General features: G+C 67.5%; 10 protein-coding genes, 1 tRNA gene and 1 pseudogene. 4 read left to right on the top strand and 8 right to left on the bottom strand.

Features of this window, described 5'->3' with window-relative positions; all coding sequences use genetic code 11:
- The first annotated feature begins 46 nt into the window (after positions 1-46).
- Positions 47-955, top strand: a complete 909-nt coding sequence (locus D575_RS0102715) for an NAD(P)-dependent oxidoreductase (RefSeq protein WP_018144375.1) — start codon at positions 47-49, stop codon at positions 953-955.
- A gap of 14 nt (positions 956-969) precedes the next feature.
- On the opposite strand, the gene D575_RS0102710 is transcribed toward D575_RS0102715, so the two are convergent.
- From D575_RS0102710 to D575_RS0102700, 3 genes are all read right to left on the bottom strand, one after another.
- The gene (locus tag D575_RS0102710; protein WP_018144374.1) at positions 970-2,271 is read right to left on the bottom strand and encodes an NRAMP family divalent metal transporter; all 1,302 of its coding nucleotides are present in this window, start codon (positions 2,269-2,271) and stop codon (positions 970-972) included.
- 242 nt (positions 2,272-2,513) lie between these two features.
- Entirely contained in the window at positions 2,514-4,067 is a 1,554-nt protein-coding gene (mltF, locus tag D575_RS0102705; RefSeq protein ID WP_018144373.1) for a membrane-bound lytic murein transglycosylase MltF, read from the bottom strand.
- A 70-nt stretch (positions 4,068-4,137) separates the two neighbouring features.
- Positions 4,138-4,998, bottom strand: coding sequence for a diiron oxygenase (locus D575_RS0102700; RefSeq protein WP_026182023.1), 861 nt, complete (start codon positions 4,996-4,998; stop codon positions 4,138-4,140).
- Between the two features lie 111 nt (positions 4,999-5,109).
- Between D575_RS0102700 and D575_RS0102695 the strand changes: the two genes are divergently transcribed.
- Together D575_RS0102695 and D575_RS0102690 are read left to right on the top strand one after the other, a co-directional pair.
- Entirely contained in the window at positions 5,110-5,439 is a 330-nt protein-coding gene (locus D575_RS0102695; protein ID WP_018144371.1) for a DUF1820 family protein, read from the top strand.
- Positions 5,440-5,535: 96 nt separating this feature from the next.
- Positions 5,536-5,626, top strand: a tRNA-Ser gene (locus D575_RS0102690).
- A gap of 334 nt (positions 5,627-5,960) precedes the next feature.
- On the opposite strand, the pseudogene D575_RS14645 reads toward D575_RS0102690, so the two are convergent.
- The 3 genes and pseudogenes from D575_RS14645 to D575_RS0102680 form a co-directional block, all read right to left on the bottom strand.
- Positions 5,961-6,218, bottom strand: a pseudogene (locus tag D575_RS14645) (hypothetical protein).
- A 483-nt stretch (positions 6,219-6,701) separates the two neighbouring features.
- Entirely contained in the window at positions 6,702-6,926 is a 225-nt protein-coding gene (locus tag D575_RS13590; RefSeq protein ID WP_018177015.1) for a hypothetical protein, read from the bottom strand.
- 59 nt (positions 6,927-6,985) lie between these two features.
- Entirely contained in the window at positions 6,986-8,065 is a 1,080-nt protein-coding gene (locus tag D575_RS0102680) for a metal-dependent hydrolase (RefSeq protein ID WP_018144369.1), read from the bottom strand.
- Positions 8,066-8,147: 82 nt separating this feature from the next.
- On the opposite strand from D575_RS0102680, the gene D575_RS0102675 reads away from it, so the two are divergent.
- Positions 8,148-11,819 carry a hydantoinase B/oxoprolinase family protein gene (locus tag D575_RS0102675; protein ID WP_018144368.1) on the top strand — a complete coding sequence of 1,224 codons (3,672 nt, stop codon included), beginning with the start codon at positions 8,148-8,150 and terminating at the stop codon, positions 11,817-11,819.
- Positions 11,820-11,840: 21 nt separating this feature from the next.
- On the opposite strand, the gene D575_RS0102670 is transcribed toward D575_RS0102675, so the two are convergent.
- Together D575_RS0102670 and D575_RS0102665 are read right to left on the bottom strand one after the other, a co-directional pair.
- Positions 11,841-12,374 carry a lipocalin family protein gene (locus D575_RS0102670; protein ID WP_018144367.1) on the bottom strand — a complete coding sequence of 178 codons (534 nt, stop codon included), beginning with the start codon at positions 12,372-12,374 and terminating at the stop codon, positions 11,841-11,843.
- A gap of 98 nt (positions 12,375-12,472) precedes the next feature.
- Complete coding sequence (locus tag D575_RS0102665) at positions 12,473-14,581, bottom strand: DUF1631 family protein (protein WP_018144366.1); 2,109 nt, start codon at positions 14,579-14,581, stop codon at positions 12,473-12,475.
- Between the last annotated feature and the right edge of the window lie 49 nt (positions 14,582-14,630).

Raw genomic sequence — 14,630 nt, 5'->3', positions numbered from 1 at the left:
CCAGCGGGGTTGTTACAGTGCGTGGGTACCGTTTTCGGAGTGCCGTATGTCCGCATCCCAGATCCCGCGCGAACTCCAGCCGATCGGGGCCATTGGCCTCGGCATCATGGGGGCGCCCATGAATCGCAACCTCCTCGCCGCCGGGGCTGACGTCCAGGTCTGGGCGCGCCGGCCGGAGACGGCGGAAGCACTCGCGCAGGATGGGGCGCAGCCATGCACGAGCCTCCCGGAGCTGGTTCGCGGCGTGCGGGTGCTGGTGCTGAATGTCTCCGATACGCCGGATGTCGAGGCGCTGATGCTGGGGCCGGACGGGGTCCTGGAGCATGCCCGTCCCGGACTGGTCGTGATCGATCACAGCACCATCGACCCGATGCGTACCCGCGCCATCGCCCGCGCGGCCGCCGAACGCGAGGTGACCTTCGTGGATGCCCCGGTTTCGGGCGGGGAGCCGGGCGCGCGGGCCGGGACGCTGAGCCTGATGGTGGGCGGGCCGGTCGATGTTGTCGAGAGGCTGCGGCCGATCTTCGAGGTGGTGGGCTCCACCCTGACCCACGTGGGCGACAGCGGCGCGGGACAGATCGCCAAGGCCTGCAACCAGCTGGTGGTGGGCGAGACCCTGGTCGCGGTGGGCGAGGCCTTTGCCCTGGCGGAGCAGTCCGGTGTCGACCCGGCGCGGGTGCGCGAGGCGCTGATGGGCGGGTTTGCCTCTTCGCGCATCCTCGAGGTGCACGGGCAGCGCCTGCTGGACGGCGACTTCGAGCCCGGGTTCCAAGTCGGCCTGTACCACAAGGATCTGGGGATTATCGCCGACCTTAGCCGCGATCTCGGGCTGGCGACGGAGGGGCTCACGCCGGTGCGCGAGGCCGTGGATGCGGCGCTCGAGGCCGGACAGGCGCGGCACGACGTGGCCATCCTGGCGCGATTCTGTGTGCGCGCCAGCGAAGCGGCTTCCTGACGGCTTGCGGCGCTTCAGAGCCCGAAGCGCCAGACCAGCCAGGCCAGCGAGAACCCGCCGAGGAAGACGAGGCCGGCCCAGGCCAGGCCACGCAGGCCGGGACCCGGTTTCGCGGCGGCCGGCACGTCCGGTGACATCACCGCGCGGAAGGTGAGCCAGGCGAGGATCGGAGCGGACAGGAACGACAGGGTGGTGGCGATGTCGACGAAGCGCGTGAACTGCTCGCCGGCCAGCCAGATCAGGGCCAGCGCGCCGGCCGCGACGATCAGCAGGGCGATGCGATAGCCCCACCAGTCCAGCCCGCGCTCGCCCCGGGGGGCGGGTTCCATGTCCTGCGCCTGGTGGCCGTTCTCTCGCAGGGTGCGGATGATCGCCATGATGACCCGCGGATAGGCGTCGGTGACCGCCAGGGTGGTGGAGAACATGGTGGTGAGTGCCGCGATGGCGATCAGCGAGCGGCTCCACTCGCCCAGGCTCTGGGCATAGAGATCCACCAGCTGCGCCGAGAACGCGGCCGCCCCCGGGGCGAAGCCGATGCCGGTGCCGTACATCAGCAATGCCCCCAGCAACATGAATGCAAGCGCCAGCAGGGTGGCGCCGATGAAGCCGAGGCGGAAGTCGAACACGGCCTCGCGCACGCTGGGATGGTGCCCGGTCATGCGGGCGCGTTCCTGGGTCCAGACCGAGTGCCAGGCGGCGACATCCAGCGGGATCGGCATCCAGCCGAGCAGGGCCAGCACGAAGGCGAAGCCGGCGAGGGTCCACAGGCTCGACCATTCCGGTGCGCCGGAGAGGGTCTGCCAGTCCGGGGCCTCCTGGAAGGCCAGGGCGACCGCGACCACCGTCGAAACGCTCAGCGCCGCCATGATGATCTTCATGCCCAGGTCCAGGCCCTTGTAGGCCTCGACCATCAGGAACCCGATGCAGGCCGCCAGGATCAGCGCGGACAGCGCGACCATCGACAGGTCCAGCCCGAACACCAGTGCGAACAGCCCCGCAGTGGTCAGGGTGACCACGGCCTGGATGATGAACAGCGTCCCCAGGGTGACGGCGATGTAGAGTCCTAGGGCCCAGTTGCCAAGGCGGTGGTAGCCGGTGAGCAGGTTATGTCCGGTGGCCGCGGCGTAGCGCGGGCCGAATTCCAGGAAGGGGTACTTGAACAGGCAGGCCAGCAGCACGATCGGGATCAGCAGTAGACCGTATTCGGCCCCGCCCCGGGTGGCCTGGACCAGATGCGAGACGCCCACCGCCGCTCCGGCCATCAGCAGGCCCGGTCCGATGGCGGCGCGCAGGGAGGCGCGGGTGGTAGCGGTCATGGGCCTGGGTCCGGGGGTAAGGGTGTGGGGGTACGGATTCTAGGGAAACACTGATCAATGTACACGTGCGTTTGGGTGTCCCATGTTCCCGATCCTGCCTTGGGTCTGATGGATGGGCAGCGGATCGCAGGACGCCAAGGCCCGCACAGCGCGCCTTGTCTCGAAAAACTTGGGGGATCAACGCGACTCATCAGCGTCGCCCAGGGAAGACGAGGGCGTGCGCTGACCGCGCCCGCCACGCTTCAGAGCGATAGCGGGACGCGACGGTAGACTTTCGGTGCGTTGGGGATATGGTCGCTGCTTGCGGGGAAGCGCTGGATCAACTTGTCGTAATAGCTGCGAATGTTCTGCACGTAGAGCACGGGCTCCCAGCCGCGGGCGTAGCCATAGCGGGTTTGCTCGTGCCATTCGCGTTCCGCCAGGCGTGGCAGCCACTGCATTACGTCCAGCCAGCGATTCGGATCGTCGCCGTTGGCATCGGCCAGGCGCCGGGCGTCATGCAGGTGTCCCAGCCCGACGTTGTAGGCCGCCAGCGTCATCCAGGTGCGATCCGGTTCCGGGATGCGTTCCGGTAGACGCTCACGCAGGTCCAGCAGATAGCGGGTGCCGCCGTCGACGCTGGATGCCGGGTCGGTGCGGTCCTCGACGCCGAGGCCGGACGCGGTGTTCTGGGTCAGCATCATCAGCCCGCGCACCCCGGTGGGGGAGATGGCCTCCGCGTTCCAGTGTGACTCCTGGTAGGCCACGGCGGCGATGAAGCGCCAGTCCAGGCCGTATTCGGCGCCGGCGCGTTCGAACAGGTCGCGAAAGCGATCCAGCTGGTTATCCACGCGCCGGGCGAAGGTCAGGGCGTCCACCAGGTCGTGGGTCTCCAGATGGCCCAGGTAGCGGTCGATCATCAGTTCCAGGTCACGGTTCCCTCGCAGGCGGTCAATGTAGGCCTCCGCCGCGTCGATCAGGCTGCGGTCGAAGCCGGCCGGGAACAGCCAGGTGACGGCCACCCCGCGCTCGAATTCATAGGCGGTACGCAGGTCGGGATGCAAGCGTTGCAGCCGGCCGAACTCCAGGGAGCTCATCAGGGCATAGTCGATTTGGCCCGCGGCCAATGCCTGGCGTTGCGCTTCGGCGGTCCCGATGGGTACCAGCTCGACCGGCGGGTCTCGCGGCTCGTACCCGAGGGTCTCGAACAGGCCCGGATTCGGGGTCTCGGACTCCGGATCCCCTGCCCGGACCGATACCTGTTGCCTCGCCGCGTCGGCGTGGGCCAGATGGGCCCGCAGGCGTTCCGGCAGCGGCGACTGTGCGGTGAGTCCCAGTCGGGTTCCGGCGGGCAGGCTGGCGAGGGCGGGCAGTGCAGCGGTGGATTCGTTGCCGCGCCAGAAGGCGAGAACCTGCTGGATGGCGAGGATCTCCGGACCGCGTTCGATCGTCGGTTCATCGGGGTCCACCAGCAGCCCGGCGGCCAGGTCCGCCCGGTGTTCGCGCAGGCGGCGGTGGGCCTCGGCGGCGGTCTCCACGCGGGTTACGCGAATGCGCGTGCCCAGTTCCTTCGCGAAGCCATGCAGCAGGGCCAGTTCCAGTTGGTCGTGGCCCTCAGTGGCCGCCAGCTCCGAACGCCCCAAAGGCGCTTCGACCAGCACTACCTGCAGTTCCTCGCGGAAGGTCAATTGCTGCAGGGCCGAGGGCGGCTGGAACCAGACCCGCAGGCCGATCATCACCAGCAATACGATGAACACGCCGAGCTCGATCTGGCGCCAGGTCGAGCTCGGGGGGCGAAGGTGGAGGTGCGGGAACATGAACCGATGATACCCAATCGGCCGTGCAGGCAGTGCTAGCCGACGACCGGCGAAGGGCGAGATGGTGACCCTATCGCCAGTTCAGGACCAGGCCCTGGGCGCGGAGGATCTGCAGTGCGGGGTCGACACAGGTATCGATGAAGGCGGCCCGGCGTGGGTTGTCGCGCGCCAGACGGCGGTAGTGTGGGCCCGCGGGCAGGCCCGCGAGCTGGTAGATATCCGCCGTGGGGTAGTAGAAGGCGTGCACGAACTGGCGGAACACCCGCCGCATCAGCGGGCGATAGGCCGCCTTCTGCCAGGTCGGCAGGGTATCCAGGTAGCTTTCCAGCGTGTCGCGGGCATGTGCCATGTGGCGCGCTTCGTCGATCATGTGGGTGGAGACGACGTCATGCACCGTGGGGCTGATCTGGTCACGGCGCTGGTGGATCAGACGGTTCATCCGATCCGGGACCTCCTCGCCGATCATCACTGCGATCCAGAAGATCGAGGACTCGAAGGGGGCAAAGCGGCCGACCAGGGTGGCGAGCCTTGGTTTCGGGAAGCGCCGTTCCGGCAGCTCCAGCCCGCTGCGACGCATGAACTCGATGAACATCAGGCTGTGACCGGCCTCTTCACGCAGCTCGTGCAGGCGGTAGTTCAGCCGGTCCAGGCGGCCGGTCGAGTGCATGGAGATGCGCGAGATGCGTTCCATGAACAGGCCTTCCAGCCACAGCGCGCCACTGATGAAATAGAGAAATTCGTACTGCGAGAGGCGCCGCTTCTGCTCGCCCGACAGCGCGGAATATTCGGGCGTGCCGAACAGCGAGATGGCCTCTTCCGGGATCCAGTAGTCCTCCGAAGACAGCGCATCCCAGCGAACCCGCATGAGCGGATCCTGGTACGGCGAGCTGTTGCGGCTCAAATGATCGAGCAGCTCCTGGGAGGAATTCATCGTTGGCGTGCCGGGACCCATGCGGATAACGCCCGGAATCATACCGACTCTGGCGCTCCGGACCAACGCCAACCCGTTGCAATCTGCGGTTGCTCCCCCATGATGGAGCCCATGGACAAGAATCTGCGGTACCGAATCAATTTTCTGAACAACGGAAAAACGTACGAGCTGTACGCCCGTGACGTTTACCAGGACGAGCTTTACGGTTTCGTCACCATCGAGGGCCTGCTGTTCGGCGAGCGCACACAGGTGGTGGTGGATCCCTCGGAGGAGCGCTTGCGTACCGAGTTCGAGGGTGTGGAGCGCTTCCATGTGCCGATGCATGCGTTGATTCGGATCGACGAGGTCACGGCAGTGGGTACCCCGCGCATTCACGATGCGGGAACTGCCGGGGGCAATGTGCACGCTTTTCCCGGTCTGCCGGGCAAGGGCGGTTCCTGATCCCGCAAGCTGCTGTTTTTCGTCCCCTCCATTGCGCCGCTGCCGCGCCTGGTTTAGGATTCCGCGCTTCGTGACCGTCCAGCGGTTGCGGAAAACGGAGAGGTGGCCGAGCGGTCGAAGGCGCACGCCTGGAAAGTGTGTATACGGTAACCCCGTATCGAGGGTTCGAATCCCTCCCTCTCCGCCAGATTCAAGCAAAGGGGCCAGGTTGGCCCCTTTTGCATTTCCAGCCCCTGGCGTATCGGGATTCGAACCCTCGATCGATCAAGATGATGGTTCGACCGGTGGCGCGAAGCGACACCGGAACGCCGAAGCAGAGCGGAGGCGGCCCGGAGGGCGGCGACCACGTCGCCGTAATCCCTCCCTCTCCGCCAGATTCAAGCAAAGGGGCCAGGTTGGCCCCTTTTGCATGTTTGGCTTTGACGTCTTGTCGTTGCCTTGTCCCGGTTCGTACTCCAGTGTTTACGTGCCTTCGGTCCGCCGCCTGCCAGGCGCTGAACTCGCTGCGCCTTCGGCTCCGCTCAGACATCCAGCGTCTTCTCCCGGCCCGAGGACCCTTCCGCAAGGGGCTCCATACGGGAGGAGAAGGTCAAAACAGACGGTATCTCGTAGGGTGCGGTTGAGCGCAGCGAAACGCACCATCTCCAACGCCTAGCGAACCCCTGATGCGATTCGCTGCGCTCATCCGCATCCTACGTCCCCGGCACCCGCTTCGCGGGTGCGGCACGCAACGGCCACAGGCCGAGCGTGCCGAAGATGTCCGAAGACCTAGCCATCATCCACTGGCAAGAACGCTGGGATAGCCGTTGTTTGGACCTTCACCCCCGTTGTCGTCGCGCCGAGTGGAGAGGCTTTTCGCGGGATTCAAGGCGCTGGATGTTTGAGCGGAGCCGAAGGCGCAGCGAGTTCAGCGCCACCCGCGAAAAGCCTCGGAGCGAGGGAAACCCCGGCCCGCACAGCGGGCCGGGGTCGCGGCAGTCGGGCGTGTTTCTTGGGTACTTCTTTGCACGAGCAAAGAAGTACCTCGCGGCGCGCTGGCGAGTCAGCGCATGGCAGGTGGCGGACCGAAAGTACGGAAACACAGAGGACGAACCGGGGCCAGCCTGACCCGGCAGGCGGCCGGACGGAGGCACGTAAAGACTGGCGACGGACCAGGGCCAGCCACCGCAGGCGCAGGCGAAAGAGATCGGGGCTCGAAAAATGATGTCCAGTGTCCGCGGGGCCTAGCCGTGGGGTTTGAAGCTGGGTGGGTGGCGGGCGATCTAGGTGACGAAATCGTGGATGACTGGTTCGGCGAGGAGTGCCTCGCGCGTGTTCAGGCGTTCCGCAAGGGTTTGTTCGTCGAAGTGTTTGTGGATGTGGTCATGGCAGGGGCGGCAGATCCACAGGATGCGGGCTTCGCGTTCGGCGCGGCTGAATCGCCGGCGGATGCGCTTGCGCCGGTGCTGCTTGCGCGGGATCAGGTGGTGGCGGGTCAGCGCGTCCATCGTGCGGCCACACAGTTCGCAGGCGGCCGCGGGTCCCGGTTCAGGCTCGTCGGATCCGATCACGGCATCTGCAGGCGGCAGCGCGGCGGCGGCCGGGTGATGGCGTAATCGGGTTCGGCCAGGTCCATGAGGCAGGGCGCACCCTCCGGATCAATGATGCGCGTGGCGATGGCACGGATCGCGTCTTCACGCGGGCCCGTCTCGCGGACCTGGCGGCTGGTGATGGGTTGCCAGTCGCCCTCGCGTTCCTCGGCGATCTCGAAGCCGAAGGGGAAGTAGCCGGGTGCGCCGAGGCGCAGGTCGGTGACGACCAGCCGGTCGGGGCCGTCGGTGTGCTCGGCCCGGTGGAAGCGCAGGAAGTCGCCGGCGAACCATTGCAGGCGCCGGCCATCCTCCAGGGCCAGGGCCTCGTGCTGCAGGTGCGCGCCGCGCTCGAAGGCCTCGAAGTCCGGGCGGATCGGCTGGTCGAGGATGCCCACCCATGCCTCCAGAAAGCGTTCATTATCCACGACGGTGACGCGCCACAGCAGCAGGTTGAACGGGGTAGGCTGCACCATGCGCGGCTGGTCCTGCAGGTCCATCGCGATCAGCGCGGGCTGGATGCGGTGGTCGATCCAGGCCTTCAGCGCCAGGCCCGAGCCCGCATAGGCGGTGGAAAGGACCAGTCCGGCCACCAGCAGCCGCGGCGCGAAGCGGTAGAACAGCGCGCCGATCGCGGCGACCAGCAGGGGCAGGGTGTAGAGCGGGTCGATCACGAAGATCGAGGCTGTCCCCACAGGTCCGGCGAAGGGCCACAGGATCTGGGTGCCGTAGGTGGTGAGCGCATCCAGCAGCACATGCGTGGACAGCACCAGGAACAGGAACCACCACCAGCGTCCGAAGCCGATATCGCGCGTGGCCGGGATGCGTGCGAGCAGGCCCGCTATGCCCGTCGCGACCAGTAGATGCAGCAGCAGGGAGTGGCTGAAGCCGCGGTGATGGATGAAATCGGAGACGTCATCCCCGTAGGCTATGAGCACGTCCAGGTCCGGGATAATGGCCACTACAGCGCCCAGCAGGATGGCCTTTCGGCCCAGGCGTGATCCGAGGGTCAGGCCGCCGACAACGGCGCCCAGGCTGGCTTGGGTGACGGGATCCATGCGGGAGCATTTCCTATTAGGTGACGCGCTTGCGACTGGCGCGCGGCGCCCGAGTTCACGGGATCAGACCAGAGCGGCAAACATGACTCAAGCCCGAACCGACAACCAATGGCAGTTCTGGGTGGATCGCGGCGGCACCTTCACCGACCTGGTCGCACGCGACCCGGAAGGCCGCCTGCATACCCGCAAGCTGCTGTCGGACAACCCGCAGGCGTATGCCGACGCCGCGGTGCAGGGCGTCCGCGACCTCCTCGGGCTGGCCGCCGGCGCCGCGATACCCGCCGGGGTGATCCACGAGCTGCGCATGGGCACCACGGTGGCGACCAACGCGCTACTGGAGCGCAAGGGCGAGCCGACCCTGCTGGTGATTACTGCGGGGTTGGAGGACGCAGTGGCGATCGGGCACCAGGCGCGGCCCGACCTGTTTGCGCGCATCATCCGCCTGCCGCAGCCGATCTATGCGCGGGTTGCACCGGTGCGCGAACGGGTGAACGCGGACGGGGAGGTCCTCCAGCCGGTGGATCTTGATGAGCTGCGTCCGCGCCTGCAGGCGGCGCTGGATGAGGGCATTCGTTCGGTGGCGATCGTCTGCATCCACGGCTATCGCTATCCGGCGCATGAGCAGGCCATCGCGGCGCTCGCGCGGGAGATGGGCTTTGCCGAGGTAGCGACCAGCCACGCGACCAGCCCGCTGATCAAGCTGGTGCCGCGTGGCGAGACCACGGTGGTGGATGCCTACCTGTCGCCTGTGCTGCGCCGCTATGTCGATCAGGTGGCCGGCGAACTGGGGGATGTGCCGCTGCGCTTCATGCAGTCGCATGGCGGGCTGGTGGACGCGGTGCATTTTCGCGGCCGCGACGCGATCCTGTCCGGGCCGGCCGGCGGCATCGTTGGCGCGCTGAAGACCGCCGCGCCCCTGGGGTTCGAGCGCCTGATCACCTTCGACATGGGCGGGACCTCCACCGATGTCGCACACCTGGCCGGGGAGCTGGAACGCCGCCAGGAGAGCGAGGTGGCGGGTGCGCGTCTGCGCGTGCCGATGCTGGATATCCATACCGTGGCCGCTGGCGGTGGGTCGGTCTGCCGCTTCGACGGGATCCGCTTGCGGGTCGGGCCGGAGTCCGCTGGGGCCCAGCCCGGTCCGGCCTGTTACGGCCAGGGTGGGCCGTTGACGGTGACCGATTGCAATGTGCTGCTGGGGCGCTTGCGACCGGAGTATTTCCCGGCCGTGTTCGGCCCCGAGCGCGACCGTCCGCTGGACCCGGAGCCGGTCCGGCAGCAGTTCGATGAGCTGGCGGTTCAGGTCATGTCGATGACGGCTGAACGGGTGACGCCGGAGGGGCTGGCCGAGGGGTTGTTGCAGATCGCGGTGGAGCACATGGCCCAGGCGATCAAGACCATCTCGGTGCAGCGGGGCCATGACGTGTCGCGCTATGCCCTGGTCTGCTTTGGCGGGGCGGGTGGGCAGCATGCCTGCCGGGTCGCGGAGCAATTGGGCATGCGCCACATCCTGTTCCATCCGCTGGGAGGCGTGCTGTCCGCCTACGGGATGGGGCTGGGCGAGCTGCGGGCCCTGCGCGAGCGCAGCCTGGAGTGGCCCCTGGACGAGGAGCATGTCGCAGCGATCGAGGCCGCACTGGACGATCAGGCCACGGTGGCGGCCGCGGCCCTCGCGGAACAGGGGGTGGAATCCGGGGACATGCGCATCGAGCGACGGCTGCATCTGCGGCTAGCCGGCTCGGATACGGCGCTGGAGGTCTCGGCCGGATCCACCCCTTCTCTGATGGAGGCCTTCGCTGCGGCTTATCGCGGGCGCTACGGCTTCGCCCCGCCGGATCGCGAGCTGGTGGTAGCGGTCGCGGCGGCCGAGGCCATCGCGACCGGGACCGAGTGGCCGCTGGATCGGGTACCGGATTCGATGGTCGAGCGTCCCGCACCGGAGGCGGATACGGTCGCGATGGTCGTGGCGGGCGAGATGCGCGACGTACCCCTGTACCGGCGCGAGGCCCTGAGCCCCGGGATGACGCTGGCAGGGCCGGCACTGGTGATCGAGGACACCGCAACGCTGGTGCTGGAGCCGGGCTGGCGGGGTCGGATCGAGGACGAGGGCACGCTGTGCCTGGAGCGCGAGGCGGGCGCCGGTCGGCGGGGGGCAGCCGAAACCACCGATGTGGACGCGATCCCGCGCGACCCCATCCTGCTGGAAGTCTTCAACAATCGCTTCATGGCAATCGCAGACCAGATGGGGTTCACACTGCGCAATACCGCCCATTCGGTGAACATCAAGGAGCGCCTGGATTTCTCCTGTGCGCTGTTCGATGCCAGCGGGAACCTGGTCGCCAATGCCCCGCACATGCCAGTGCATCTGGGCTCGATGGGCGCTAGCGTGCGCGCGGTGATCGCGGCGGCGGAGGGTGATCTGCGTCCCGGAGACGCCTGGGTGCTGAACGATCCCTACAACGGCGGCACCCATCTGCCGGACATCACCGTGGTCACACCGGTCTTCGTGGGCCCCGGGGATGCAGTGACGGAGGATCCGCAGGCCGGGATCGCGCAACCGGCGTTTTTCGTGGCCTCGCGCGGCCACCATGCCGATGTCGGCGGCATCACGCCGGGTTCGATGCCGGCCTTCTCCCGTCGGCTGGAAGAAGAGGGCGTGCTGATCCCGCCGACCCTTCTTGTGCGCGATGGGCGTTTCGCGTCTCCGGCGATGCGGGCGCTACTGGGATCGGGCGAGTGGCCGGCACGCAACCCGGAGCAGAATCTGGCCGATCTGGAGGCCCAGGTGGCGGCCAACCGCAAGGGGCTCGAAGAGCTGGGCCGGCTGCTGGACGAATATGGCGCGGCCACGGTGGCGGCCTACATGAGGCATGTGCAGGACAACGCCACCGAGGCGGTACAACGGCTGATCGCGGGCCTGGAGGGTGGCACGTTCACCTATGCGTTGGACAACGGGGCCGAGATCCGGGTGGCCGTGACACCCGATCCGGGAGCGCGCCGCCTGCGGATCGATTTCGCGGGGACCTCGCCGGCCCGCGAGGATAACTTCAATGCCCCGGGCTCCATCGTCCGTGCGGCGGTGCTGTACGTGCTGCGCACGCTGCTGGAGGACGAGATTCCCCTGAACGATGGCTGCCTGGCGCCGGTGGACCTGGCGATCCCGGAGGGGTGCCTGCTGAACCCGGCCCCACCCGCTGCCGTGGTGGCGGGCAACGTCGAGACCTCGCAGGTCGTGACCGACGCGCTGTTCGGCGCCCTCGGGGTGCAGGCCGCGGCCCAGGGCACGATGAACAACCTGACCTTCGGCGATGCCGAGCGGCAGTACTACGAGACCATCGCCGGGGGTGCCGGGGCCGGACCCGGCTATGACGGGGTCAGCGCCGTGCAGACCCACATGACCAATTCGCGCCTGACCGACCCGGAGGTCCTGGAGAGCCGTTTTCCGGTGCGGGTAGAACAGTTCGGCTATCGCCACGGCTCCGGTGGCCGGGGGCAGCGCCGGGGGGGTGATGGCGTGATCCGGCGGCTGGGTTTTGATGCGGCGATGGAGGTGGTGCTGCTGGCCAATCGGCGCCGCGTACCCCCGTTCGGATTGGCGGGTGGCGAGCCGGGGGCGCTGGGCGAGGATGCCATCCTGCGCGCGGATGGCACGCGCGAGCCGATGGCAGGCTGTGATCGCCAGTCGGTGGGTCCGGGGGATGCGGTGGAGATCCGGACTCCGGGGGGTGGCGGCTACGGGCGCGTCAGGGATTAGGCTCGCCGCAGCACGGGGACGTCAGTCGTCCCAGCGCTGCGGGACGCGCTGGATCGCGTCGGTGTCGTAGCCGAGTTCGTCGAGGTAGGCGAGGATGGCCTGGTAGTCGTCCTCGGGCATCGCCGGCTCGCGCGCCATGATCCAGACGTAGTCGCGCTTGCTGCGGCCGATCACCGTCTGGCTGTAGTCCTCGTCGAGGTAGACGATCAGGAACTCGGCCTTGAACGGCCACAGGAAGCGCATGCCCCATTCGGCGTTGTCCTCGCTCTGCACGAAACCCGTCGGGTTGTACTCGCGGCGCGGCCCGTCAAAGCCGCCCTTGTTGAACGAGAAGGTGGTGGCGATGGTGCCGTCGTCGTTCAGCGCGTACTGCTCCAGCGCGTTGTAGGCATCGCGCTCGAGGAAGGTGGGGATATTCGCGATCACGTACCAGTCGCCCATGTAGCGGTCGAGGTCGACGTGATCCACCGTCGGCATCTTCTGCGGGCTGCTGCATCCGGTCATCAGGATCCCCAGTACCAGGCCCGCGAACAGGGCCGCCAGTGAGCGTGTCATCGATGCATCCCAAAGGGGTTCGAGAGATGGACCGCTTCGCGGCGGAAAAGGTCCGGCTGGGGTGGCAGGTCGCGTGCCGAACCGGGCCAGGGTTGGACTCAGGCGGTCTGGCCGAGGCGCTGGTCCATCAGGTGATCGAACAGCGATTCTTCCGGAATGATCTGGGCGCGCCCGCTGCGGAATTCGTGCGCCAGACCCTGAATGCTGTGCTGGCGCTTGGCGCGTCCCGCGGCATCGGTGAACAGCAGGCGTCCGGCGTGACTGCCGCGCCAGACCAGCTTCATGCGCGTGACCCGGGTGCCGGCGGGGGAGGTGAACTGGATCCAGGTGCCGGAGATCAGGTTGTCGGCATGCTCGACATGTTCGTCGTCATGGTCGCGCATCAGGGACGGGTCGTCGTCCGGATGGCGCGGTGAACTGCCGAAGATGGAACCCGGGCGGGCGCTGGCTCGCTTGCGCGCCGGCTCGGACCGTTCTTCGCTGGTGCCAGCCTCGCCGGTTGGCCCAGTCGGCGCCTGTTCGGCTGGCGACTGCCGATCGGCGGTGGCGGAACGGCGTTTCCCGGCGGCGACCAGGTGGGCACTGACCAGGTCCTGCTTGATGCGGGCGCGCTCCTCCTTCGACAGCGGGGCGCGATCGAGGAAGGCGCGGATACGGGCCAGGAGCGGGGCGGAGGACTGGAAGTCCGGCTCTTTCTGCATCAGCGCCAGCAGTTCGTGCAGCAGAGCCATGCCATCGTTGTCCGGGTTGGCCGGGTCCGGGGGCGTATCGCCGACCGCCGAAGTCTCGGCGTCAGCGGTCTTCTGGGCCGTCATCAGGGGTACCCAGGCATCCATCAGCTGCTCGCGGGCCTCGTCGGGGATGTCCTGGCCCATGGAGATCACGGTGCGCTCCACCGTGGATTCGACGCTGTAACGGATCTCCAGCGTGCGTTCTTCCTGCTGTGCATCGGCCTGCTCGCTCGCGGCCTGGTGGGCGATCTGGTCCTCGGCCGTCGCGAGTTCGTTGCGCAGTCGATCCAGGGCCTCGTCAAAGGCTGCGCTGTCGCTGAGGCCACCGTTGCGCACGCGCTCCACGTTCTCGAACACCAGGCGGGTGAGCGGCAGTTGCCGAGCCTCCTCCAGGGGCAGGTCGGGGTCGATGCGCAACGCGATGTTCAGTAGCAGGCCTGTCATCTGGCGCGCCGGGTGGGTGCGATCGCGAAAGAAGTGGGTCTCGCGCATCGCAATACGCACCAGTGGCAGCTGCAGGTCGGCAAGCGGTTCGCGCAGGGCCGGGTTGAGGTCGTCCCGTTTCAGGATCAGGTCGAACAGACCCTGCAGCAGATCCATGATGAACGGTTCCAGCGTGCTGGCCGGGGATGTGTTCAACACGGTTGTGATGGCCTCGACCGGGCTGCCGGCGGGCATCTGTCCGGTTGCAGTCATTACCTGGCCGGCGAGCGGTACCTGGTACCCGAACTGGCCCCAGTTGCCCGATGCGGCGCCGGTCCCGGGCAAGTCGGTCCCCGGCGGGGCGCCGGTGGGGGCGGTTTGTCCCGCGTTGGTGTCGCTGCGACCGGCCGGCCTGCGTGTCGTCTGGCGCACCTGGGGAACCGTGAAGCCGGCCTCGCGGAAATCCTGCAGCAGCGCCTGCATTTCGGGCTGCATTTCCCTGAGCATGTCACGATCGAACCAGTGCAGGAGCAGCAGGCATTCGTCGGCGGACAGCGGGACGGCCTCCATAGCCTCGAGGAACGCCTCGCCCAGTGCGTGGGGGTGCCAGGGCGCGGCTTCGGGCGGCGTGGCCAGGTCATAATCCCGAGTGACCGTCTCCAGCGCGTCGATCTCCTCGGACAGGCTGGAGCGCGCGCTGTTGACGAGCTTGCGCAGGGCAACTTCACGTTCGGTGTCGGCGTCATCCATCAGGGACAATTCCAGGCCGTCACCGGTGAGGTCGCCTGCGCCCTCTGTTTCGTCAACAGAGATCAGGGCCGCGTGTAGTCGCTCGCGGAAGTGTTGCCTGATCGTCGAGCTCCCCATTCGAACCTGTCGCGACAGGGCGAAATTCTGGGCCGCCCGCTGCGAATCGATGGCCCGTTCGGAGGCCTCCATCAGGCGGTCGTCGAGGTCATTCAGAAAGGCGTCATGTCGCTCCTGGACCGCCTTGAAAAAAGGTGCCCAGATGCGGTGGAGGGTGCGGGCCGGGATCCGTTGGGGTTGCGCCATGTCGGTTCAGTAGCTGAGATCAAGGTTGCCAATCTAGCACCCCGGCAAG

This window comes from Thioalkalivibrio sp. AKL6, assembly GCF_000376905.1.
Classification (GTDB): Bacteria; Pseudomonadota; Gammaproteobacteria; order Ectothiorhodospirales; family Ectothiorhodospiraceae; genus Thioalkalivibrio; species Thioalkalivibrio versutus.
Note: the sequence above shows the minus strand (reverse complement) of the source record. Positions and strands in the feature narration are given on the sequence as shown.

Bases quoted from the DNA above. Each gene is read 5' to 3' on its own strand.
- D575_RS0102715 (WP_018144375.1), top strand. From the start codon at position 47: ATGTCCGCATCCCAGATCCCGCGCGAACTCCAGCCGATCGGGGCCATT.
- D575_RS0102710 (WP_018144374.1), bottom strand. From the start codon at position 2,271: ATGACCGCTACCACCCGCGCCTCCCTGCGCGCCGCCATCGGACCGGGC.
- mltF (WP_018144373.1), bottom strand. From the start codon at position 4,067: ATGTTCCCGCACCTCCACCTTCGCCCCCCGAGCTCGACCTGGCGCCAG.
- D575_RS0102700 (WP_026182023.1), bottom strand. From the start codon at position 4,998: ATGAATTCCTCCCAGGAGCTGCTCGATCATTTGAGCCGCAACAGCTCG.
- D575_RS0102695 (WP_018144371.1), top strand. From the start codon at position 5,110: ATGGACAAGAATCTGCGGTACCGAATCAATTTTCTGAACAACGGAAAA.
- D575_RS13590 (WP_018177015.1), bottom strand. From the start codon at position 6,926: ATGGACGCGCTGACCCGCCACCACCTGATCCCGCGCAAGCAGCACCGG.
- D575_RS0102680 (WP_018144369.1), bottom strand. From the start codon at position 8,065: ATGGATCCCGTCACCCAAGCCAGCCTGGGCGCCGTTGTCGGCGGCCTG.
- D575_RS0102675 (WP_018144368.1), top strand. From the start codon at position 8,148: ATGACTCAAGCCCGAACCGACAACCAATGGCAGTTCTGGGTGGATCGC.
- D575_RS0102670 (WP_018144367.1), bottom strand. From the start codon at position 12,374: ATGACACGCTCACTGGCGGCCCTGTTCGCGGGCCTGGTACTGGGGATC.
- D575_RS0102665 (WP_018144366.1), bottom strand. From the start codon at position 14,581: ATGGCGCAACCCCAACGGATCCCGGCCCGCACCCTCCACCGCATCTGG.